General features: G+C 72.7%; 1 protein-coding gene and 1 pseudogene. Both read left to right on the top strand.

The window, feature by feature from the left end:
* Nucleotides 1-169: 169 nt before the first annotated feature.
* Nucleotides 170-4,504, top strand: a pseudogene (locus LCL61_RS30875) (type I polyketide synthase); the annotation flags it as partial.
* 39 nt (nucleotides 4,505-4,543) lie between these two features.
* Nucleotides 4,544-26,266: an SDR family NAD(P)-dependent oxidoreductase gene (locus tag LCL61_RS30870; RefSeq protein ID WP_340683027.1), complete on the top strand. Its 21,723-nt coding sequence runs from the start codon at nucleotides 4,544-4,546 to the stop codon at nucleotides 26,264-26,266.
* The last annotated feature ends 17 nt before the right edge of the window (nucleotides 26,267-26,283 follow it).

Here is a 26,283-nt window from a genome sequence, read left to right as displayed (position 1 = left end):
CCCTTGCGCCAGGCGCAAGGAAGGGGGCCTTCATGTACTACGAGCAGTGGGCCTCCGGTTACCGGGCAATGGGGCCGGGGTGGCGAACAGCGCCCGGGACAAGCGGTGTCCCCGCCCAGGATGAGGCCATGCCCGAGCTGCGTCCGTCTCGTCCGGTCCGGAGAATCTGATGGCGACACCCGAAGAACTGGTGACCGCGCTGCGGGAGTCGGTCAAGGAGAACAGCAGGCTGGCCGCGCGCAACCGTGAACTCGCCGACGCGGCGAGGGAACCGGTCGCGATCATCGGCATGGGATGCCGCTACCCGGGCGGGGTCGATTCGCCCGAGGCGTTATGGGATCTGGTGGCCGCCGGCCGCGACGCGGTTTCGGGGTTCCCCGCCGACCGCGGCTGGAATCTCGCCGAGCTGTTCCACCCCGACCCCGATCACCCCGGCACGTCGTACGCGCGTGAAGGCGGATTCCTCCACGAGGCCGCCGAATTCGACCCCGAGTTCTTCGGCATCTCGCCGCGCGAAGCGCTCGCGATGGATCCGCAGCAGCGGCTCCTGCTGCAGATCAGCTGGGAGGCGATCGAACGCGCCGGGCTCGACGCGTCGGCGTTGAAGGGCAGCGCGACCGGGGTGTTCGCCGGGATCATGTACCACGACTACGGAGCCGGCGTTTCCGAGCTGCCCGAAGGGGTCGAAGGCTTCCTAGGCACCGGCACCGCCGGCAGTGTGCTTTCCGGCCGCGTCGCCTACACGTTCGGCTTCGAGGGGCCGGCCGTGTCGGTCGACACGGCTTGCTCGTCGTCGCTCGTGGCCGTGCACCTGGCCGCGCAGGCGCTGCGGGCGGGGGAGTGTTCGCTCGCGCTGGCGGGCGGCGCGACGGTGATGGCGGTCCCGGACACGTTCGTCGAGTTCTCCCGCCAGCGCGGGCTGGCCCCGGACGGGCGCTGCAAGTCGTTCGGTGCGGGCGCCGACGGCACCGGGTGGGGGGAGGGTGCCGGAGTCCTGCTGCTGGAGAAGCTGTCCGACGCCGTCCGCAACGGGCACCGGGTGCTGGCCGTCGTGCAGGGCTCCGCGGTCAACTCCGACGGCGCGTCGAACGGGCTCACCGCGCCGAACGGGCCGTCCCAGCAACGTGTGATCCGCGCCGCGCTGGCGAGCGCCCGACTGTCCACTTCGGACATCGACGTCGTCGAGGCGCACGGCACGGGCACGAAACTCGGTGACCCGATCGAGGCGGACACCCTGCTCGCCACGTACGGCCGCGACCGGGAAAACCCGCTGTGGCTCGGTTCGGTCAAGTCGAACATCGGGCACACGCAGGCCGCCGCCGGGGTCGCCGGGATCATCAAGATGGTCGAGGCGCTGCGCCGCGGTGAACTGCCGCGCACGCTGCACGCCGACGAGCCGTCCCCGCACGTGGCCTGGGATTCCGGCGCGGTCGAGCTGCTCACCGAGCACCGGCCCTGGCCCGAGACCGGCCGCCCGCGCGCGGCGGCGGTGTCGTCGTTCGGGATCAGCGGCACCAACTCGCACGTCATCCTTCGCCAGGCGCCGGAGCCTGCCCCCGCCGAAACCGCGGCGGGACGAGCCCGGGTCCCGTGGGTGCTGTCCGCGCGCACCGAGGCCGCGCTGCCCGAGCTGGCCGACCGGTTGCTCCAGACCGGGGGAGATCCCGCGGACATCGCCTGGTCACTGGCCACCGGCCGGACGCCGCTGCCGTATCGCGCGGTCGTCACCGGTGCCGGCGAAGACGAACTTCGCGCAGGCCTCGGCGCCCTGGCCCGCGGTGAGTCCGCGCCCGGCGTCGTCGCCGGCCGCGCGGGCAGCGGCAAACTGGCCTTCCTCTGCACCGGGCAGGGCTCGCAGCGGCTCGCGATGGGCGCCGGGCTCGCCGCGGCCTTCCCCGTGTTCGCCGAGACCTTCGAACGCGTCGCGGACCGGCTCGACGCGCACACCGGCTTCAAGCTGGCCGAAGTCCTCGCAAGCGAAGACCAGGCCAGGATCGACCGGACCGACGTCGCGCAGCCCGCGTTGTTCGCCTTCGAGGTCGCGATGGCCGAACTCGTGCGGTCCTGGGGGGTGGAGCCGGACTTCCTGATCGGGCACTCGATCGGCGAGCTCGCCGCGGCGTACCTCGCCGGGGTGTGGTCGCTGGAGGACGCCGCCCGGCTGGTCGCCGCCCGCGGCAGGCTGATGCAGGCGCAGCCCGAGGGCGGCGTCATGGTCGCGTTGCAGGCCACCGAGGCGGAACTGGATCTGCCCGGCGGAGTGAGCATCGCCGCGATCAACGGTCCTTCCTCCCTGGTTCTTTCCGGTGAGGAGAAGGCGGTCACCGCGGTGGTCGAAACCTTCCCCGGCCGGCGCTCCAAGCGGCTTTCGGTCAGCCACGCCTTCCACTCCGCGATGATGGACGGGATGCTCGACGACTTCCGCGAGGTCGCCGAGAGCGTGACGTACGCCGAGCCGCGGATTCCGATCGTCTCCGGGGACGTCCGCGACCCGGAGTACTGGGTGCGGCAGGTGCGCGAACCCGTCCGGTTCGCCGACGGCGTCGCGAACCTGCACGCCCGCGGTGTCCGGCGCTTCGTCGAGATCGGGCCGGACGCCTCCCTGACCGCGCTCGGCGCCGACTGCGTCAGCGACGGTGTCTTCATCGCCACGCAACGGAAAGATCGTGACGAAGCCGCCGCCGCGGACCTGGCGCGAGGGCAGCTCTTCACCGCCGGGGTGCGGCTCGACTGGGCCCGGATCTTCGACGGTACCGGCGCCACCCGTGTCGACTTGCCGACGTATCCCTTCCGGCGGGACCGCTTCTGGCTCGCCGCCGAGCAGACCGCCCCTCCCGCGCGGCGATACGAAGTCGTCTGGCGTCCGATGGAGCCGGTGGTGTCGCAGGAGTCCTGGACCGTCTACGCCCCCGAAAACACCGCATGGGCGGAAGCCGCGGCGAAGGCGCTCGACGCGCCACTGGTGACGGAAGTTCCCGAGACCGGCCCGGTCCTCGCGTTCCCGGCGGACGGTGCCGCGCTCGCCGCTCTCCTGCGGGAAACCCCGGCGAAGGTGTGGTGTGCCACCAGCGATCCCGGCGTCGCCGCGGTCGCGCGGATCGCGGCGATCGAGCAGCCCCGCCGCTGGGGTGGTTGCGTGACCTTGCCCGAGCAGACGGACGAGGCCGCCCGGCTGCGCGACGTGCTCGGTGGCCCCGAGGACGAGGTCGCGATCCGCGCCGACGGGATCTTCGCCCGCCGGTTCGTCCCCGCCGCCCCCGCGCCCGGAGCGACGTGGACCACCTCCGGAACCGCGCTGATCACCGGCGGTACCGGGGCACTGGGCGCGCTCGTGGCCGAACGGCTGATCCGCGCCGGAACCGAACACGTCGTACTGCTCTCCCGTCGTGGCGAAGACGCGCCGGGTGTGGCGGAGCTGCGCGACCGGCTCGAAGGTCTCGGCGCCCGCGTCGGCATCCACGCCTGCGACGCCGCCGACCGGGACGCACTGTCCACAGTGGTCACGAGCCTGACCGATCTCCGCGTGGTCGTGCACACGGCCGGCGTCCTCGACGACGCCCTGCTCGACGACGCCACCGCGGAGCGGTTCGAGGCTGTCGCCCGGCCGAAGGTGACCGCCGCGCGGCATCTGCGGGAGCTGACGAAAGACCTCGACGCGCTGGTCCTGTTCTCGTCCATCGCCGGGGTGCTCGGCAACGGCGGTCAGGCCGCCTACGCCGCCGCGAACGCGGAACTCGACGCGCTCGCGGCCCAATGGCGGACCGAAGGCGTCAAAGCGCTGTCGATCGCCTGGGGCCCGTGGGCCGAGGGAGGTATGGCCGAGGCGGTCGACGACGCCGTCCGCCGCAAAGGTCTGCGTCCGATGACCCCCGAGTCCGCGGCGGAGGAGTTCGTCCGGGCGATCGCCACCGGCGACACCTGTGTCACCGTCGCCGACTTCGACTGGCCGTCCTTCTTCGAGGACTTCCGCGCCGCGCCGATGCTCGCCGAACTGCCGCGACCGGAAACCGCGGCCGCCGAAGCACCGGTGGCGGATCTGCGGTCGCGGCTGAGCGGCCTGATCGAACCCGAACAGCGACGGCTGTTGCTGAAGGTCGCCCGCGAGACCGTGGCCAAGGTGCTCGGCCATCCGGACACGTCGGCGATCGGCCCGGACCGCGCGTTCACCGAGCTCGGTTTCGACTCGCTCACCGCGGTCGAACTGCGCAACCGCCTCGACGCCGCGACCGGCCTCGCCGTACCCGCGACGCTCGTCTTCGACCATCCGACTCCGCAGGCCCTCGCCGACTACCTCTGGCAGGAACTCGCCGGGACGGACGACGACGTGGAGGGCCTGCTCGACGGACTGGAAGCGGCGCTGAGCCGTCTCGACGCGGGCAGTGACGAGCACGCGAAAGCAGGCGCCCGCCTGCGGAAACTCGCCGAGAGCCTCGACGGCCCCGGCTTCACGCCGTCTTCGGACGACGAACTCTTCGCCTTCATTGACCGGCAACTCGGCGCTTGAGCCGGGTGCACGCGACCTCGACCGATGAGTGGGGACACCGTGGGTGAGAACGACAAGCTTCGCGACTACCTGACGCGAGTCACCGGCGAACTGCAGCGCACGCGCGGCAGGCTGGCCGCACTGGAGGACCGCGCCGCCGAACCGATCGCGATCGTCGGCATGGGCTGCCGGTTCCCCGGCGGCGTCCGCACGCCGGAGCGGTTCTGGGAACTGCTGACCGCCGGGGAGCACGGGATCACCGGGTTCCCCGAAGACCGCGGCTGGGACGTCGGCGCGCTCGTCGACCCGGACCCGGACCACCTGGGCACCAGCTACGTCGACCGCGGCGGATTTGTCGAGGGCGCAGGGGAATTCGATCCGGAGTTCTTCGGGATCTCGCCGCGTGAGGCCGTCTCGATGGATCCGCAGCAGCGGCTCCTGCTGGAGACGTCGTGGGAGGCGCTGGAACGCGGCGGGATCGACCCGGCCTCGTTGTCCGGCAGCCGCGCGGGGGTCTTCGTCGGCACCAACGGCCAGGACTACGGCCGTGATCTGCCCAAGGGCGTCGAAGGCGTCGAGGGCTACCTCGGCACCGGTATCTCCGGCAGTGTCCTTTCCGGACGGATCTCCTACGTGCTCGGGCTCGAAGGCCCGTCGGTCACCGTCGACACGGCGTGCTCGGCGTCGCTGGTCACGCTGCACCTCGCCGTCCGCGCGCTGCGCGCGGGGGAGTGCGACCTCGCGCTGTCCGGCGGCGCGACCGTGATGGCGAGCCCGGACGCGTTCATCGAGTTCTCGCGTCAGCGCGGCCTCGCCCGCGACGGCCTGGTCAAGGCGTTCGCCGCCGGGGCCGACGGCACCGCGTGGGGTGAGGGTGCCGGCATGATCGTGCTGGAGCGCCTTTCCGACGCCCGGCGCAACGGCCACCCGGTCCTGGCCGTCGTGCGCGGTTCGGCGGTCAACCAGGACGGGGCGTCCAACGGTCTCACCGCGCCGAACGGGCCGTCACAGCAGCGCGTCATCCGACAGGCGCTGGCCGACGCTCGACTGTCCACAAAGGATGTGGATGTCGTCGAGGCGCACGGCACCGGAACGACGCTGGGCGACCCGATCGAGGTCCAGGCCCTGCAAGCCACCTACGGCCGCGACCGCGGTGAACGTGGTCCGCTGCTGCTCGGTTCGGTGAAGACGAACATCGGCCACACCCAGGCCGCGGCGGGGGTCGCCGGGATCATCAAGATGGTCCTGGCCCTGCGCAACGGTATCCTCCCCGCGAGCCTCCACATCGACTCCCCGAGCCCGCAGGTCGACTGGTCTCCGGGAACGATCGAACTGCTGACCTCCGCCCGATCCTGGCCGGCAGGGGAGACCCGGCGGGCGGGTGTCTCGTCGTTCGGCATCAGCGGCACCAACTCCCACGTCCTGCTGGAACAGGCCCCCGAAGCCGAAGAGTCCACAGTGGACAAGGTTGTCCCGCCGGTGGTGCCGTGGGTGCTGTCCGGCCGGACTCCGGCGGCGCTGCGCGCCCAGGCCCGCGCGCTGCTGGACGTCGAGGGCGACCCGGCGGACCTCGGCTGGTCGCTGGCCGCGACCCGGTCGACCTTCGAACACCGCGCCGTCGTCACCGGCCGGGACGAGGAGACGTTGCGCGCCGGTCTGACGGCGATCGCCGAAGGAGAGCCGGGCGCCGGTGAAGCGACCGACGGCGGTCTCGCGGTCTGCTTCACCGGGCAGGGTTCGCAGCGGCTCGGCATGGGCCGCGAGCTGTACGAGGCGTACCCGATGTTCGCCGCCGCGTTCGACCAGGTCTGCGAGCTGCTGCCGGGCGTGCGCGAGATCGTCTTCGGTGACGACGCCGACGCCCTGAACGACACCGCGAACGCCCAGCCCGCGCTGTTCGCGCTGGAGGTCGCGCTCTACCGGCTGGTCGAATCCTGGGGAGTGGTCCCGGACTTCCTGATCGGGCATTCCGTCGGCGACTTCGCCGCCGCGCACGTCGCGGGCGTCTGGTCGCTGGAAGACGCGGCCGCCCTGATCGCCGCGCGTGGCCGCTTGATGAGCGCCTTGCCGCGCGGCGGCGCGATGTGCGCGATCGAGGCGACCGAGGACGAGGTCCGCGCCGCGCTGGTCGCGGGAGCGGATGTCGCGGCCGTCAACGGACCGTGCGCGATCGTCGTCTCCGGCACCGAGGACGCCGTGCGGACCGTCGCCGAGGTGTTCACCGGGCAGGGCCGCCGGACCAAGTACCTCGCCGTGTCCCACGCGTTCCACTCGGCGCTGATGGACGGCATGCTCGACGACTTCGCCGCCGTCGCCCGCCGTGTCACCTACAACACGCCGAAGATCGCGGTGATCGCGGGCGTCACCGGCCGCATCGCCGAAACCGCCGAAATCCTCGACCCGGCCTACTGGGTGCGGCACGTGCGCGAAGCCGTGCGGTTCGCGGACGGGATCAGCGCGCTCGCCGGCGCGGGCGTCACCCGCTTCCTCGAACTGGGCCCGGACGGCATCCTTTCGGCCGCGGGGCAGGAAAGCGCCGAGGGCCTGTTCGTGCCCGCGCTGCGCCGCGACCGGCCCGAACCCGAGACCTTCGTCGCCGCGCTGGCCGCCGTGCACGTCCATGGCGGAAAGGTCCGCTGGGCCGCCGCTTTCGACGGCGCGCGCCCGGTCGAACTCCCCACCTACCCGTTCCAGCGCGAGTTCTACTGGCTTCCCGCGACGCATGCCGCCGGTGACGCGGCGGGTCTCGGCCTCGGCTCGCTCGACCACCCGCTTCTCGGCGCGGCCGTTTCCGTCGCCGACGCGGGCGGGTTCCTGTTCACCGGCAGCCTGTCGCTGCGGACGCATCCGTGGCTGGCCGGCCACCTGGTGCACGGCCAGGTCGTCGTGCCGGGCACCGCGCTGGTCGAGCTCGCCGTACGCGCCGCCGACGAAACCGGCTTGGCGGTACTGGAAGAACTGACCCTGCAAACCCCGTTGGTGCTCCCGGAAAGCGGCGCGGTCCAGGTGCAGTTGTGGGCCGGGGCGCCGGAGGAGTCCGGACATCGCCCGCTCACCGTGCATTCGCGCCCGCACGGCGCGGGGGAGTGGACGCTCCACGCGACGGGCGCGCTCGCCCCGGCCGCTTCCACGCCGGACTGGGAGCTGACCGAGTGGCCGCCGCCCGGCGCCGAAGCCGTGTCCCTCGAAGGCCGTTACGCCGAGCTGGCCGCTGCCGGACTGGAGTACGGCGAGATCTTCCAGGGGCTGCGTTCCCTGTGGCGCGACGGCGAGCACACCTACGCCGAGGTCTCGCTTCCCGAGGCCGCCCGGGACCAGGCGGGCCGGTTCGGTCTGCACCCCGCGTTGCTCGACTCCGCGCTGCACGCCCTCGCCGAGGGCGACGGCCCCGCTCGCCTGCCGTTCGCCTGGAGTGACGTCGTCCTGCACGCCTCCGGCGCGGCCGAGCTGCGTGTCCGGCTCACCCCTTCCGGTGCCGACGCGGTCAGCCTGCGCGTGGCCGACGGGACCGGTGCGCCGGTCGCCACCGTCGGTTCGCTGGTCGTCCGCCCCGTTTCGGCCGGACAGCTGCGTACCACCGCCACCCGTGACGGCTTGTACGAGCTGGCCTGGCGCCCGATCGCCACACCGGAAACCGAAGCGCCGAGCTGGGCGCACTTCGCCGACGTCGGTGGCGAGGCTCCTGAGGTCGTCGTGTATCGCGCCGAGGGTGACGACGTGCACGCCGTCACCGGTGCCACGCTGGACGTCCTCCGGACCTTCCTCGCCGAAGACCGCTTCGCCACTTCGAAGCTCCTCGTCCACACTGGACAGTCCGATGTGGACCCGGTGGCCGCCGCGGTATGGGGGCTGGTGCGCAGCGCGCAGTCCGAGCATCCGGACCGGTTCCTGCTCGCCGACGCCGACGAACCGACCGACGCCGTACTGGCCTCCGGAGAGCCGCAGATCGCCGTCCGCGACGGCGAACTCCACGTGCCGCGTCTCGTCACGCCCGAGTCCACCGGCCGCCTGCTCCCGCCGCCCGGGAACTGGCGGCTCGGCCTGACCGGCAAGGGCACCTTCGACCATCTCACCCTGGAGCCGCTGCCCGACGAGCCGCTCGGCCCGCAGGGTGTCCGGGTCTCCGTCCGCGCCGCCGGGCTCAACTTCCGTGACGTGCTCAACGCGCTCGGCATGTATCCCGGCGAGGCCGGACTGCTCGGCAGCGAATTCGCCGGGACCGTCATCGAGGTCGGCGCCGACGTCACCGACCTGGGCCCCGGCGACGAGGTGATGGGCCTCGTCTCCGGCGGCGCCGGCCCGGTCGCGGTCGCCGAACGGCCGATGATCACCCGCAAACCCGCGGACTGGACCTACGAACAGGCCGCTTCGACACCGCTGGTGTTCCTCACCGCCTACTACGCGCTGGTCGACCTCGCCGGGCTCAAGGCGGGCGAGTCGATCCTCATCCACGCCGCCGCCGGTGGCGTCGGGATGGCCGCCACGCAGCTCGCGCGCCATCTGGGTGCCGAGGTCTATGGCACGGCCAGCGAGAGCAAGCAGTACGTGCTGCGCGACGCCGGCCTCGACGACGCGCATATCGCCTCCAGCCGCACGCTCGACTTCGAGCAGCGGTTCAGCGGCATCGACGTCGTGCTGAACGCGCTCGCCGGGGACTTCGTCGACGCCTCGATCCGCACGATGGCGCCGGGCGGCCGGTTCCTGGAGATGGGCAAGACCGACATCCGCGAGCCGGAAGGCGTGCACTACCGGGCTTTCGACCTGATCGACGCGGGACCGGAGCGGACCGCGCGGATGTGGGACGCGCTGACCGCCCTGTTCGACTCGGGCGCGCTCGTCCCGCTGCCGACCCGGACGTGGGACGTCCGCGAGGCCAGGGAAGCGTTCCGGTTCCTCAGCCAGGCCAAGCACATCGGCAAGGTGGCGCTCACCATGCCGCGCGCGCTCGACCCGGACCGGACGGTGCTGATCACCGGCGGCACGGGCGGCCTCGGCGCCCTGATCGCCCGCCATCTCGTGACCGCGCACGGCGTCCGGAAGCTCCTGCTCACCAGCCGGCGCGGCCTGGACGCGCCGGGCGCGCGGGAACTGGTGGACGACCTCCGCGAAACAGGTGCCGAGGTGAAGGTCGTCGCTTGTGACGTCTCCGATCGCGAGGCCGTGGCGGCGCTGCTGGACGGCGTCGACCTGACCGGTGTCGTCCACGCCGCCGGTGTCCTGGACGACGGCACCATCGACGCGCTCACCCGGGAGCGGCTCGACTTCGTGCTCGGGCCGAAGGCCGACGCGGCCCGGCATCTGCACGAACTCTCCGGCGATCCGGAGCTGTTCGTCACCTTCTCTTCGGCGGCCGGTGTGCTCGGCGCGCCGGGACAGGGCAACTACGCGGCGGCCAACGGCTACCTCGACGGCCTCGCCGCCCACCGCCGTTCGCTCGGTCTCGCCGGGCAGTCACTGGCCTGGGGACCGTGGGCCGCGGGCATGGCGGAGACCCTCGGCGAGGCCCACCTGGCGCGACTGCGTGCCGGGGGAACCCCCGCGCTCGCCGTCGAGGACGGTCTCGCGCTGTTCGACGCCGCCATCGCCGCCGGGGCGCCGCTGGCGATCCCGGTCCAACTGGACCTGCCGGTGCTCGCCGCGTCCGGACCGCTCCCGCCGCTGCTCGGCGCGCTGGTCAAACCCGGCCGCCGGACCGCGAAATCGGGCGGTGGACAGGACTCCTCGCTGGCCAGGCGGCTCGCCGGGCTGACCGAGGCCGACCAGGACCGCGAACTGCTGGACCTCGTCCGCACCCAGGTCGCCCTCGTGCTCGGGCACGTCAACGCGGCCACCGTCGAACCCGGCCGCGGGTTCATGGACCTCGGTTTCGACTCGCTGACCGCGGTCGAGCTGCGCAACCGGCTCGGCTCCGTGACCGGGCTGCGGCTGCCGTCGACGGTGATCTTCGACCACCCGACCCCGGTCGCGCTCGCCGGTTACGTGCGTTCCGAACTGCTCGGCGACCTCGCCGCCGGACCGCGCACCCGCGCCCGGGTCACCGACGACGATGAACCGATCGCGATCGTCGCGACCAGTTGCCGGTTCCCCGGAGGCGTGAACACGCCGGAAGACCTCTGGCGTCTCGTGGCCGAGGGCCGCGAAGGGCTCACGGAGTTCCCCACCGACCGTGGCTGGGACCTGGCGGCCCTGTTCGACCCTACGCCGGGCAAACAGGGCGTCTCGCACACCCGGACCGGCGGCTTCCTGCCCGACGCCGGCGACTTCGACCCGGAGTTCTTCGGCATCTCGCCCCGCGAAGCCCTCGCCATGGACCCGCAGCAGCGGCTGCTGCTGGAGATCGCGTGGGAGGCCTTCGAACGCGCGGGTATCCCGCCGGGCACCCTGCGCGGCAGCGACACCGGTGTCTTCACCGGCGCGATCTACCACGAGTACGCCTCCAGGCTGACGAAGATCCCGGAGGAGGTCGAAGGCTTCCTCGGTACCGGCACCTCGGGCGCGATGATGTCCGGCCGCGTCTCCTACACCTTCGGTTTCGAAGGACCTGCCGTGTCGGTGGACACGGCGTGCTCGTCGTCGCTGGTCGCGATGCACCTCGCGAGCCAGGCGCTGCGGTCGGGGGAGTGCTCGCTCGCGCTGGCGGGCGGTGTCACCGTGATGGCCAACCCCGATCCGTTCGTCGACTTCAGCAAGCAGAACGCGATGGCGGTCGACGGCCGCTGCAAGGCCTTCGCCAACGGCGCCGACGGCGTCAGCTGGGGTGAGGGTGCCGGATTCGTCCTGCTGGAGAAGCTGTCCGACGCGCGCCGCAACGGCCACCCGGTTCTCGCGCTGCTCAAGGGCTCCGCGGTCAACCAGGACGGCGCGTCCAGCGGTCTCACCGCACCGAACGGGCCTTCGCAGCAACGCGTGATCCGCCAGGCGCTCGCCAACGCCGGACTGTCCACTTCGGACGTCGACGTCGTCGAGGCGCACGGCACCGGGACCAGGCTGGGTGACCCGATCGAAGCCCAGGCCCTGCTCGCCACCTACGGCCAGGATCGCGAAGAGCCGTTGCTGCTCGGCTCGGTGAAGTCGAACTTCGGGCACACGCAGGCCGCGGCAGGCGTGGCCGGGGTGATCAAGATGGTCGAGGCGATGCGGCACGGCGTCGTCCCCGCGACGTTGCACGTCGACGCGCCCTCTGCCCAGGTCGACTGGGACACCGGTGCGATCCGCGTGGCGACCGAGTCCGCGGGCTGGCCTGAGACCGGCCGTCCGCGCCGGGCGGGGGTGTCCTCGTTCGGGTTCAGCGGGACCAACGCGCACGTCGTGCTCGAACACGTTCCCGCGCCGGAGATCGAGGAACCGGCCGCCCGGCCCGCGATGCTGCCCTGGGTCCTTTCCGGGCGTTCCGAAGAAGCCCTGCGGGCGCAGGCCGCGCGGCTCGCTGATCTGACCGGCGACCCGCTCGACGTCGCCTGGACGCTCGCCACCGCCCGCACCGCGCACGAACGCCGCGCGGTCGTCGTCGGGGCCGACCCGTCGGTGCTGCGCGCCGGGTTGGCCGCGTTCGCCGACACCGGCCGGGCCGCCAACGTCGTCTCCGGTCGTGCGGTGACCGGCAGGCTCGCTTTCCTGTTCACCGGTCAGGGTGCGCAGCGGCCCGGCATGGGTCAGGGTCTTTACGAGACCTTCCCCGCGTTCGCGGCGGCCTACGACGAGGTCGCCGCGTTGCTCCCGCTCGATGGCGACATCGACCGCACCGGTACCGCGCAGCCGGCGATTTTCGCGCTGGAAGTGGCGTTGTTCCGGCTCTTCGAATCCTGGGGCGTCACCCCCGATCTGCTGGCCGGGCATTCGATCGGTGAGATCGCGGCGGCGCACGTCGCCGGGGTGTTCTCGCTGGAGGACGCGGCGAAGCTCGTCGAAGCGCGGGGCCGGTTGATGGAGGCGCTGCCCGAGGGCGGCGCGATGGTCGCGGTTCAGGCGTCCGAGGACGAGGTGCGCGAGTACCTGTCCGACGAGGTCTGTCTTGCCGCCGTCAACGGGCCGGAGGCCGTCGTTCTGTCCGGTGTGGACGGTCCGGTTCGCGAGGCCGCCGCCCGGTTCGCGCGGGAAGGCCGCCGCACCAAGCAGCTCGTGGTCTCGCACGCGTTCCACTCGGCGCTGATGGAGCCGATGCTGGCGGAGTTCGCCGAAGTCGCCGAGTCCCTGGAGTACCACGAGCCGCGGATCCCGATCGTGTCCACGGTGACCGCATCGGCGGATCTGACCGACCCTGGCTACTGGGTGCGCCACGTCCGCGAGACCGTGCGGTTCGCCGACGGTCTCGCGGCGTTGACCGCCGAGGGCGCCACGACGTTCCTCGAACTCGGTCCCGACGCCGTGCTCAGCGCGCTGGTCGACGGCGGGGTGCCCGCCCTGCGCAAGGACTCCGACGAGGCCCGGACCGCGATGACCGCGCTGGGCGCCCTGCACGCCGCGGGTGCTCCCGTCGACTGGGACCGCTTCTTCGACGGCAGCGGCGCGCGGCCGGTGAACCTGCCCACGTATCCGTTCCAGCGCCGCCGCTTCTGGCTGCTGGCCCCGCCGGGCTCCGGCGACGCCACCGCGCTCGGCCTCGGCGCGCTCGACCATCCGCTGCTCGGTGCCGCCGTCGCGCTGCCCGAACGCGGCGGGCTCGTGCTCACCGGACGTCTGTCGCTCGACGAACAGCCGTGGCTGGCCGGGCACCGCGTCCGCGACGCCGTCCTGCTGCCCGGTACCGCGTTCGCCGAACTGGCCGTGCGGGCGGGTGACGAGGTCGGCTGCGGCACCGTCGAAGAACTGACGCTGCAGGCCCCGCTCGTGCTCACCTCGGCCCCGGTGCAGCTGCGAGTGTCCCTTTCGGACGGTGGCGACCGCCGGACACTGGCGGTGCACTCCCGCACCGAGGACGGCGATTGGACGTTGCACGCAACCGGCTCGCTGACCACGGCCGCCGACGAACCCGCCGGGACGACGGAATGGCCACCGTCCGGCGCGGAACCCGTTGACCTGGAAGGCTTCTATTCCACGCTCGCCGAGGCCGGGCTCACCTACGGGGACCCGTTCCGCGGGCTGCGCGCCGCCTGGCGCCAGGGCGACGAGGTCTTCGCCGAGGTCGCGCTGCCCGAGGCCACCGACGTCCGCGGGTTCGGGCTGCATCCGGCCTTGCTCGACGCCGTCCTGCACGCCGTCGGCCTGACCGGCGGCCCGGCACGGCTGCCGTTCTCCTGGGCCGGTCTGGCGTTGCACGCCACCGGCGCCGGCACCCTGCGGGCCCGGCTCGCCCCGGCCGGTCAGGACGCGGTCTCCTTGCGTGTCACCGATGGCACGGGTGCTCCGGTGCTCTCGGTCGCGTCACTGAGTCTGCGCCCGGTCGGCGACGGGCCGCTGCCCAGTGCCGCCTCCGACGCGCTGTTCGGTATCGACTGGATTCCCGTCGCACTGCCTTCGCAGGCAGAAGACGTCGCCGTGTTCGAAGCCGAATCGGTCGAGGCCGCTCTCGAGGCGTTGCAGACCGCTGAAGACCGGCTCGTCGTGCACCTCACCGGTGACAGCCCGGAGCACGCCGCCGTCGCCGGGCTGGTGCGCAGCGCGCAGGCTGAGTACCCGGACCGGTTCGTCCTGGTCCACGGTGACGGCGATGCCCGGATCGCGGCCGCCACTGGCGAGCCTGAAGTCGCGTTCACTGACGACGGCCCGCGCGTTCCCCGGCTGACGCGGTCCCGCGCGACCGTCGATCCCGACTGGACCCTCGACGGCACCGTGCTGGTCACCGGCGGAACCGGCGGACTCGGCGCGCACGTCGCCCGTCGGCTCGTCGAGCGGCACGGCGCCCGTCATCTGCTGCTGGTCGGACGCCGGGGTGCCGACGCTCCCGGCGCCGAAGAACTGCGGGAGGAGCTGACCGCGCTTGGTGCCGAGGTGACGATCGCCGCCTGCGACGTCGCCGACCGGTCTCAGTTGGAGTCCGTGCTCGCGCTCGCCGAGCCACCGCTCAGCGGGGTGGTGCACGCGGCGGGCGTCCTCGACGACGGTGTCCTCACCGCGATGACACCCGAGCGGCTCGCCGCCGTGGCGGGACCGAAGGCCGACGCCGCGCGGCATCTGCACGAATTGACCACGGACCTGAAGCTGTTCGTCACGTTCTCCTCGATCGCCGGCGCCCTCGGCGCTCCCGGTCAGGCGAACTACGCGGCCGCCAACGGCTATCTCGACGGGCTCGCCACCCTCCGGCGCGAGCAGGGCCTTCCCGGTACGTCGATCGCTTACGGCCTCTGGGAAACCGGCATGGGCGAGGGCCGCGGTGGCACGGCACTGCCCGTCGAAGCCGGGCTGGAGCTGTTCGATCTGCTGGCCTTCGGTGACAACCCGCGCCCGGTCGCGACCAAGCTCGATCTGGCCGCGCTGCGGGCGGAGACCGAGGTACCGCATGTCCTGCGGAGCCTGGTGCGGCCACGACGCCGCCGTGCGGCGGAGGAAGCGGAAGCCGCGGGGCTGCGCCAGCGTCTGGCGGGCGTGCCCGCCGGGGAGCGCACGCGGCTGCTTACCGAACTGGTCCGCACCGAGGCCGCGCACGTCCTCAGCCACACCAGCCCCGACGCAGTCGAGGCCGACCGCGCCTTCGGTGACCTCGGTTTCGACTCGCTCACCGCGGTCGAGTTCCGCAACCGGCTCGGCACGGTCACCGGACTGCGGCTCCCGGCGACCCTGACCTTCGATCACCCGACCCCGGTGGCGCTGGCCGAATTCCTGCTCGCCGAACTGCTCGACGAACCCACCGGCGCGACCCCGGTCTTCACCGCCGCCCGCGCCGACGGCGACCCGATCGTCATCGTCGGCATGGCCTGCCGTTACCCGGGTGGCGTGACGTCGCCCGAAGAACTGTGGGACCTCGTCGCCGGCGGCCGTGACGGCGTGACCCGGTTTCCCGAGGACCGCGGCTGGGACGTCGACGGCATCTACGACCCCGACCCCGACCAGCCGGGCAAGACCTACACCCGCGAGGGCGGATTCCTGCACGACGCGGGCGACTTCGATCCGGAGTTCTTCGGGATCTCGCCCCGGGAAGCGCTCGCGATGGACCCGCAGCAGCGCCTGCTGCTCGAAGTCGCGTGGGAGGCGCTGGAACGCTCCGGCACCGATCCGACGTCGCTCAAGGGCAGCCCGACCGGCGTGTTCGCCGGCGTCATGTACCACGACTACGGCACCCGGCTCGGCAACGATGTTCCCGACGACGTCGAGGGCTTCCTCGGCACCGGCACCTCGGGTTCCGTGCTCTCCGGCCGCGTCGCCTACACCCTCGGCCTGGAAGGCCCGGCGGTTTCGGTCGACACCGCGTGCTCGTCCTCGCTGGTCGCCCTGCACTGGGCGACCCAGGCGCTCAAGTCGGGGGAGTGCTCCCTGGCGCTGGCCGGTGGTGTCACGGTGATGGCGACGCCCGAGACCTTCATCGGGTTCTCGCGTCAGCGCGGCCTCGCCGCCGACGGCCGCTGCAAGTCCTTCTCGGCCGACGCCGACGGCACCGGCTGGGCCGAAGGCGCCGGGATGCTCGTGCTGGAACGCCTTTCCGACGCGCGCCGCAACGGCCATCGCGTGCTCGCGGTCGTCAAGGGCTCGGCGGTCAACTCCGACGGCGCTTCCAACGGCCTCACCGCCCCGAACGGTCCTTCGCAGCAGCGAGTGATCCGCCAGGCGCTGGCCGCCGCCGGTGTCCCGTCGTCCACTGTGGACGCCGTCGAGGCACACGGCACCGGGACGACGCTGGGCGACCCGATCGAGGCGCAGGCGCTTCTGGCCACCTACGGCCGCGAGCGCGACGGCGAACCGCTGTACCTCGGTTCGGTGAAGTCGAACTTCGGCCACACGCAGGCCGCGGCGGGGGTCGCCGGGATCATCAAGATGGTGCAGGCGATGCGCCACGGTGTCCTGCCGCCGACGCTGCACCTGGGCGAGGCGACGCCACACGTCGACTGGGAAGCCGGTGACGTCGAACTGCTCGCCGAAGGCCGGGAGTGGCCGCAGACCGGGCGGCCGCGGCGGTCCGCCGTGTCGTCCTTCGGGATCAGCGGGACCAACGCGCACGTCATCCTCGAACAGCCTCCGGTGGAAACACCCGCCCCGCGCGAGGTCGTGGCCCCCGCGCTCGTGCCGTGGGTGCTCTCCGGCCGCGCAGAGAGCACCTTGCGCGAGCAGGCCGGGCGCCTGCTCGGCCGCGACGGTGAGCCGGTCGATGTCGGCTTGGCGCTCGCCACGACCCGGACCGCGCACGAGCGGCGCGCCGTCGTCCTCGGCGCCACGGACGCGGATCTCCGCACCGGTCTCGAAGCGCTGGCCGAAGGCACGGCCACGCCGTCGGTCGTCGCCGGACGCGTACTGCCCGGCCGGACGGCGTTCCTGTTCACCGGTCAGGGAGCGCAGCGTCTCGGTATGGGCGAAGGGCTTTATGCCGCGTTCCCGGCGTTCGCCGCCGCGTACGACGAGGTCGCCGCATTGCTCCCGGTCGGCGGTGACCTGAACCGCACCGGCACCGCGCAACCCGCGATCTTCGCGCTGGAGGTCGCGCTGTACCGGCTCGCCGAGTCCTGGGGCATCGTGCCCGACTTCGTGGCCGGGCATTCGATCGGTGAGATCGCGGCCGCGCATGTGGCGGGCGTGCTTTCGCTGGAGGACGCGGCCAAGCTCGTCGAAGCGCGCGGACGGCTGATGGAGGCGCTGCCCGAGGGCGGCGCGATGGTCGCGGTCCAGGCGAGTGAGGACGAGGTCCGCGAGCACTTGACCCCGAAGGTTTCGCTGGCCGCGGTCAATGGTCCCGACGCGGTCGTGCTGTCCGGTGCCGCCTCGCCGACGCTCGAACTGGCCAAGAAGTTCGAGAAGCTCGGCCGCCGCACGAAGCGGCTGGACGTCTCGCACGCCTTCCACTCGGCACTGATGGAGCCGATGCTCGACGAGTTCGCCGCCGTGGTGCGGGAACTCGACTTCTCCGCACCGGCGATCCCTTTCGTGTCCACTGTGGCTGGTGAGCGAACGGCGCGGGTGGCCGAACCGGAGTACTGGGTCGAGCACGTCCGCGCCACCGTCCGGTTCTCGGACGGCCTCGCGTGGCTGCGTGAGGTCGGGGTGACCCGGTTCCTCGAAGTGGGCCCGGCCGCCGTGCTGACCGCGCTCGCGGACGACGGCCCGGACACGTTCGCGGCGTCGTTCCTGCGCACCGACCGCGACGAAGCGGAGACCGCGCTCACCACGCTGGCCGCCGCGTACACCCGCGGTGTCACCGTCGACTGGGCCGCGGTGTTCCACCCGACCGGCGCCCGGGTCGTCGACCTGCCGACGTCGGCGTTCGACCGTCGTCGCTTCTGGCTCGCCGCCGGATCCGGGGCGGGCGACGTCACCACGGCCGGGCTCCAGGCCGCCGGACACCCGCTGCTGGGCGCCGCCGTGCCGTTCGCGGACGGCGACGGCTGGGTCCTCACCGGACGGCTTTCGGTAGCCACCCATCCGTGGCTGGCCGGGCACGCCGCGTTCGGCGAAGTGCTGGTCCCCGGCACCGGACTGCTCGAACTCGCGGTCCGCGCCGGTGACGAAGCCGGCTGCGGAGGCGTGGAGGAACTGACCCTGGCCGCGCCGCTGGTGCTGCCGCCGCACGGCGCGCTGGACGTCCAGGTGCTCGTCGGCGCGGCGGGCACGGGCGGACGCCGCCCGGTTTCGGTGCATTCCCGTGCCCCGCAAGGGGAGTGGACCGAACACGCCACCGGCACCCTCGCTCCCGAGACGGCCGCCGTACCCTCCGGCCTGACCGAGTGGCCGCCCGCCGCCGAGCCGATCTCCCTCGACGGCCTCTACGCGGACATGGCGGCGGCCGGTCTCGACTACGGCCCGCCGTTCCGCGGGCTGACCGCCGCCTGGCGCGACGGCGACACCGTGTTCGCCGAGGTCGAACTGCCCGAGGGAACCGAAGTCGACGGCTTCGGCCTGCATCCGGCACTGCTCGACGCCGCGCTGCACACTCTGGGGCTCACGCCGGGGGAGGGCACCCGGCTGCCGTTCCTGTTCGGCGACGTCACCCTGCACGCCACCGGCGCCACCGCGCTGCGTGTCCGGGTCACGCCCGCCGGATCCGGATTCTCCTTGCTGGCCACCGACACCACCGGTGCGCCCGTCGCCACGATCGGCACGGTCGCGGTCCGGGCCGCGGAGGCACCGAGGCAGCGCGGCACGGATTCGCTGTACGAGTTGACCTGGGTCGAGGTCCCCGCTGACGGCGAGACCAGCGAAGACGTCCAGGTCTTCACCGCACCGGATGGCGAGCCGAGGGAAGCGCTGGCCGCGACGCTCGCCGCCGTCCAGGAATTCCTCGCCGACGGCGGGCCGCGCATGGTGGTGCGCACCGGCGACACCCCGGCGGGAGCCGCCGTCCGCGGTCTCGTCCGCACCGCCGCGTCGGAGCACCCGGACCGGTTCGTCGTCCTCGAAGGGGATGACGTCGCGAAAGCGCTGGCCACCGGCGAACCGCAGGTCCGCGTCCGCGACGGCGTCGTGGAAGTCCCGCGGCTCGCGAGGACCACGGCGGGAGAACCCGCGATCTGGGGCGAGGGCACGGTTCTCATCACCGGCGGGACCGGTGGCGTCGGAGCGGCCATCGCCCGGCACCTGGCGCCACAGGTCACCAGGCTGGTGCTCACCAGCCGCCGCGGCCTCGACGCTCCCGGCGCCGCGGAACTGGCGGAAGAACTCGGCGCCGACGTCGTCCCCTGCGACGTCACTGACCGCGACGCGCTCGCCGCGCTGCTCAGCGGGGTCGACGACCTCACCGGCATCGTGCACGCCGCCGGTGTGCTCGACGACGGCGTCGTCACCGAGCTGACCCCGGAGCGCTTCGACACCGTGCTGCGGCCCAAGGCCGAGGCGGCGCTCGCGCTCCACGAACTCACCCTCGGCAGGCCGTTGACCCAGTTCGTCCTGGTGTCCTCGGTTTCCGGGATCCTCGGTGGTCCGGGGCAGGCCAGCTACGCCGCGGCCAACGCCCTGCTCGACGACCTCGCGCGCCGCCGTCACGCGGAAGGTCTGCCCGCTCGTTCGCTGGCGTACGGCCTGTGGGCAGGCGGGATGGGCGGTCAGTCCGATGTGGACCGTCTGGCCCGCGCCGGCTTCGGCGCGCTGACCGACGAAGAAGGCCTGGCGCTGTTCGATGCCGCGCTGGCCGCCTCGACGCCGGTCCCGGTTCCGGTCAAGCTCGACCTGGCGACGTTGCGCACGCTGGCCCGCACGAGCGAGCCCGCCCCCGCGCTGCGCGGTCTGATCCGGGTGCCGAAGCGGAGGGGCGCGGCCAACGCCGCGGCCGCCGCCGGGCTGACCGCCACCCTGAGCCGCCTCGCCCCCGCCGACCAGTTCTCGCATCTGGTCGACCTCGTCCGTGGCCACGTCGCCGACGTGCTCGGACATGGCACCGCGACGTCGGTCGAGGCCGGTCGTGCGTTCACCGAACTCGGCTTCGATTCGCTCACCGCCGTCGAACTGCGCAACCGGCTCGGTGAGGCGACCGGTCTGCGGCTGCCCGCGACGCTGGTGTTCGACCACCCGAACCCGACAGCGCTGGCCACCCATATCCGTACCGAGCTGGCCGGTGAAGAGTCCACTGTGGACGCCGAACCGGTCCGGGTCGCCGAGCCCGGCGAGCCCATCGCGATCGTCGCGATGAGCTGCCGGTTCCCTGGCGGCGTGAGCTCGCCGGAGGACCTGTGGCGCCTGGTCGCCGAGGGGACCGACGCGATCACGCCGTTCCCGTCCGACCGCGGCTGGGATCTCGACCGGCTCTACCACCCGGACCCCGACCACCCCGGCACCAGCTACACCCGCGAGGGCGGCTTCCTGCACGACGCCGCCGACTTCGACGCCGAGTTCTTCGGCATCTCGCCACGGGAGGCGGTCACCGTCGACCCGCAGCAGCGGTTGCTGCTGGAGACCGCGCAGGAAGCGTTCGAGCGTGCTGGGATCGACCCCGTCTCGCTGCGCGGAAGCGCCACCGGTGTGTTCGCGGGCGTCATGTACGACGACTATGCCTCCCGGCTGGCCGCCACCCCGGACGGGATGGAAGGCCTGCTCGGGACCGGCAGCGCGAGCAGCGTGCTGACCGGCCGGGTCGCCTACACCTTCGGGCTCGAAGGCCCGGCGGTCTCGGTCGACACGGCGTGCTCGTCTTCGCTGGTCGCCCTGCACTGGGCGGCGCAGGCGCTGCGCTCGGGTGAATGCGGCCTGGCGCTGGTCGGCGGCGCGACCGTGATGGCCAGCCCCAACCCGTTCATCGAATTCTCGCGTCAGCGCGGCCTGGCCGCAGACGGCCGCTGTAAGCCTTTCGCGGCCGCGGCCGACGGCACCGCCTGGGCCGAGGGCGCCGGATTCCTGCTCCTGGAAAGGCTTTCCGACGCACGCCGCAACGGACGTCACGTGCTGGCGGTCGTGAAGGGCAGCGCCGTCAACCAGGACGGCGCGTCCAACGGCATGACCGCCCCCAACGGACCCTCGCAGCAGCGGGTGATCCGCCGCGCGCTGGCCGCGGCGGGCGTCGAGTCGTCCACTGTGGACGTCGTCGAGGCGCACGGCACCGGGACGGCGCTGGGCGATCCGATCGAGGCGCAGGCGCTGCTGGCCACCTACGGCCAGGACCGCGAAGAACCGCTGTGGCTGGGTTCGGTGAAGTCCAACATCGGGCACACGCAGGCCGCCGCCGGTCTCGCCGGGATCATCAAGATGGTCGAGGCGATGCGGCACGGCCTCCTGCCCGCCACCCTGCACGTCGACGAGCCGTCCCCGCACGTCGACTGGGAAGCGGGCGACGTCCGGCTGCTCACCGAGGCACGACCGTGGCCGGAGGCGGGCCGTCCCCGGCGCGCGGCGGTCTCGGCGTTCGGGATCAGCGGCACCAACGCGCACGTGATCCTGGAGCAGGTCCCCGAACCTTCGGTGCCCGCGCGGACCCCGGCATCGCCGTCGCTGCTGCCGTGGGTGCTCAGCGCGCGCACCGAAGACGCGCTGCGGGCGCAGGCCGGACGGCTGCTCGGCACCGTCGGATTCGCCGACCCGGTCGACATCGGTTACGCGCTGGCGACCACCCGGACCGTGTTCGAGCGGCGCGCGGTGCTCACCGGCGACGCCGACGCGCTGCGCACCGGGCTGGCCGCGCTCGCCGGCGGCCGGACCACGCCGGAGGTCGTCACCGGCCGTGCCACCGAAGGCAAACTCGCGCTGCTGTTCACCGGTCAGGGTTCCCAGCGGCTCGGCATGGGCCAAGGACTCTACGAGGCATTCCCGGTGTTCGCGGCGGCGTACGACGAGGTCGCCGCGCTGCTCCCGCTCGATGGTGATATCGACCGCACCGGTACCGCGCAGCCCGCGATCTTCGCGCTCGAAGTGGCGCTGTTCCGGCTCGTGGAGTCGTGGGGCATCCGGCCCGATTTCCTGGCCGGGCATTCGATCGGGGAGATCGCGGCGGCGCATGTGGCCGGGGTGTTCTCCCTTGAGGACGCGGCGAAGCTCGTCGAAGCGCGGGGCCGGTTGATGGAGGCGCTGCCGGAAGGCGGCGCGATGGTCGCGGTTCAGGCGAGTGAAGACGAGGTGCGTGATTACCTGTCCGAAGAGGTCTGTCTGGCCGCGGTGAACGGGCCGCAGGCGATCGTGCTGTCCGGTGTGGACGGTCCCGTGCACGCGGTGGCCGAGGTGTTCGCGAAGGAAGGCCGCCGCACCAAGGGTCTGGTCGTCTCGCACGCGTTCCACTCGTCGCTGATGGAGCCGATGCTGGTGGAGTTCGCCGAAGTGGCGGAAAGCTTGAGCTACGCCGAGCCGCGGATCCCGATCGTCTCCACGGTGACCGAAGCGGCGGATCTGACCGACCCGGGCTACTGGGTGCGCCACGTGCGGGAGACCGTGCGCTTCGCCGACGGCGTCCGCGCGCTCGCCGAAGCGGGCGTCGCCCGGTTCGCCGAACTGGGCCCGGACGGCGTGCTCTCCGCGATGGGCCTCGACAGCGCCCCGGACGCGATGTTCGTCCCGGTGCTGCGCAAGGACCGCGACGAACGGCAGACCGCCGCCCTCGCATTCAGCCGGCTGATTGCGACGGGTGCCGAGGTCGACTGGACGGCGTTCTTCCACGGCACCGGCGCCCGCGCCGTCCCGCTGCCCACGTACGCGTTCCAGCGCGAGCGGTTCTGGCTCGACCCGCCCGCCATCGCCGGTGACGCCGCCGGGCTGGGCCTTGCCGCGGCCGGGCATCCGCTGCTCGGGGCGACCGTGCCGACGGCGGGCGGGGACGGCCTGGTCGGATACGGCAGGCTTTCCCGCGCGGCACAGCCGTGGCTGGCCGACCACGCGGTGCTCGGCACCGTGCTGGTCCCCGGCGCGGCACTGGTCGAACTCGCCGTCCGGGCGGGTGACGAACTCGGCTGCGCTCGCGTGGCCGAACTGACCATCGCCGCGCCGATGGTGCTGCCGGAGACCGGCGGGCTCGCCGTGCAGGTCGTGGTCGGGGCCGCGGACGACGACGGACGGCGTCCGGTGTCGATCCACTCCCGGCTCGACGAGGCTCCGTGGACGGAGCACGCGACCGGCCTGCTCGCCCCTGGCGACGCCTCTCCGGCGGCCAAGGACACGGTGTGGCCGCCTGCCGGGGCGCAAAGCCTCGACGTCACCGAGCTCTACCCGGGGCTCGCCGACGCGGGCCTGCAGTACGGGCCGGTGTTCCAAGGCCTCACCGCCGCCTGGCTCGTGGGTGACGAGGTCTGCGCAGACCTCGAACTGCCCGCGGTGGCGCATGCCGACGCCGGGAAGTTCGGCCTGCACCCGGCCCTGCTCGACGCCGCGCTGCACGCCATCGGCCTGCTGCCGGGGAACGCCGAGACCACCCGGTTGCCGTTCCTCTGGCGTGACGTCGTCCTGCACGCGGCCGGCGCCACCGCCGCCCGGGTCCGGGTCGCCGCCTCCGGGACCGACTCGGTGCGACTGGAGCTCGTCGACGGCGCCGGAGCACCGGTGCTGACGGTGGGATCGTTGCTGCTGCGCGAGGTCACGGATCTCGGCCCGGCGGCTTCGTCCACTTCGGACTCGCTGTTCCGGCTCGCCTGGTCGCAGGTCACGACCGGGTCCCCGGCTTCGGCGACCGAGCTGCTCTCGGCGGTGCCGGGAGCGGGCGCCACCCCGGCGGCCACCCACGCGCTTCTGCGGAGCACGCTGGCGAAGCTGCAGGAATGGCTGGCCGAGGAGAAGGACGCCCTCCTCGTAGTGCGCACCGAGAACGCGGTCGCCGTGTCCACTTCGGACACCGTCGACCCGGCTTCGGCCGCGGTGTGGGGCCTGGTCCGCAGCGCCCAGTCCGAGAATCCCGGCAGGCTGGTGCTGCTCGACGCGGCCGAGGCCGACGTCGACACCGCGCTGGCCGTGCTGGGCGACGAAACCCAGCTGGCCGTGCGGGAGGGCGTCGTCCATGCCGCCCGGTTGCTGACCGCCGCGTCGTCGCCGGATCTCGTGCCGCCGTGGCACGAACCGGCCTGGCGCCTCGACAGCGTCGTCAAGGGCACCCTCGACAGGCTCTCCTTCGAGCCGTACCCCGATGTGCTCGAACCGTTGCTGCCGCGCGAGGTCCGGATCGCCACCCGGGCGGCCGGGACGAACTTCCGCGACGTGCTCAACGTGCTCGGCATGTACCCGGGCGACGCCGGCCGGATCGGTTACGAGGCCGCCGGTGTCGTCACCGACGTCGGCTCCGAGGTGACCGACCTCGTCCCGGGCGACCGCGTGATGGGCCTGGTGCACGGCGGATTCGGCCCGCTCACCTTCGCCGACCGGGATCTGCTGGCCAAGATGCCCGAGGGCTGGACGTTCGAAGAGGCCGCGTCGGTTCCGCTGGTGTTCCTCACCGCTTACTACGCGCTGACCGATCTCGGCGGGCTGAAGAAGGGCGAGTCGGTCCTCATCCATGCCGCCGCCGGTGGTGTCGGGATGGCAGCCACGCAACTCGCCCGGCATCTCGGCGCCGAGGTGTTCGGCACCGCCAGCGAGGGCAAATGGGACGTCCTGCGCGCCGCCGGGCTCGCCGACGACCACATCGCGTCTTCGCGGACGCTCGACTTCGAGGAGCGGTTCCGCGAGACCACCGGCGGCAAGGGCGTGGACGTCGTCCTCAACGCGCTGACGGGCGACTTCATCGACGCGTCGATGCGCCTGTTACCGCGTGGTGGGCGGTTCGTGGAAATGGGGAAGACCGACGTCCGTCCGGACGGCGGCGCCGCGGGGCACCATCCCGGTGTGACTTACCAGGCGTTCGACGTGATCGACGCGGGCAACCGGCGGATCGCGCGGATATGGGAGGAGCTGATCGCCTTGTTCGACCAGGGCGCGCTCACCCCGCTGCCGATCCGAACCTGGGATCTGCGCCGGGCCCCGGAGGCGCTGCGCTTCCTGTCGCAGGCCAAGCACGTCGGCAAGGTCGTGCTGACCGTTCCGCGCCGCCCGATCGGTGGCACCGTGCTCGTCACCGGCGGGACCGGAGGTCTCGGCGCGGTGCTGGCCAGGCATCTGGTCACCCGGCACGACGTCAAGGATCTGGTGCTCACCAGCCGCCGCGGCCCGGACGCGCCTGGCGCGGCCGAACTGGCCGCGGAACTGACCGGGCTGGGCGCGACCGTGCGGATCGAGGCGTGCGACGCCGCCGACCGCGCCGCGCTCGCCGCGGTCCTCGACCGCACCTCGGAGCTGACCGGGGTGGTGCACGCGGCCGGTGTCCTCGACGACGGCCTGCTCACCGCGCTCACCCCCGAGCGGCTGGAGAAGGTGCTGCGGCCCAAGGTGGACGCGGCGTGGAACCTGCACGAGCTGACCCGCGGTCACGACCTGACGATGTTCGTCCTGTTCTCCTCGGCCGCCGGGGTGCTCGGCGCGCCGGGGCAGGCGAACTACGCCGCGGCGAACACCTTCCTCGACGGGCTCGCGCACCACCGGCGCGGTCTCGGCCTGCCCGCGACCTCGCTAGCGTTCGGTCTCTGGGCCGACGGCATGGGCGACTCCGCCGACGCGGACCGCATGGGCCGCGACGGGATCGGCAGTTTCGATCCCGCCGAGGGACTGGAGCTGTTCGACCTGGCCACCGGCCTGGCCGAACCGGTCTCGGTGCCGGTGAAGCTGGACGTCGCCGGGCTCCGCACGATGACCGGACCGGTGCCGCCGCTGCTGCGCGGTCTCGTCCGCGGTTCGGTGCGGCGTGCCGCGCCGGTGGACGCCGCGGCGCAGGCCGACGGGCTCAAGCGACGGCTCGCCGGGCTTTCGCAGGCCGACGCCGAACTGGTGCTGCTCGGGGTGGTGCGCGGCCAGGCCGCGTCCGCGCTCGGGCACGACGGCGCGGATTCGATCGAGCCGGGCCGGGCGTTCACCGAACTGGGCTTCGACTCGCTGACCGCGGTCGAGCTGCGCAACGGGCTCGACGCGGCGACCGGGCTGCGCCTTCCCGCGACGCTGATCTTCGACTACCCGACCCCGGACGACCTCGCCAAGTTCCTGCAGTCCGAAGTCATCCCGGCTCCGGCCGCGGAAACCGGGCTGACGTCGGGGATCGACCGGCTCGCCGCCGAATTGTCCACAGTGGACCTGGCGAGTGCGGACGGTGCCGAGGTCGAGGCGAAGCTGCGGAACCTGGTGTCCCTGTGGCAGGACCGGACGCGGCCGTCGTCCGGCGGCGACGCGGATCTGGAAGTGGACACCATCGACGACATGTTCGCCCTGCTGGACAACGAACTCTGACCCCGGCCCGCCGCCGC

The organism is Amycolatopsis coloradensis, from assembly GCF_037997115.1.
Classification (GTDB): Bacteria; Actinomycetota; Actinomycetes; order Mycobacteriales; family Pseudonocardiaceae; genus Amycolatopsis; species Amycolatopsis coloradensis_A.
Note: the sequence above shows the minus strand (reverse complement) of the source record. Positions and strands in the feature narration are given on the sequence as shown.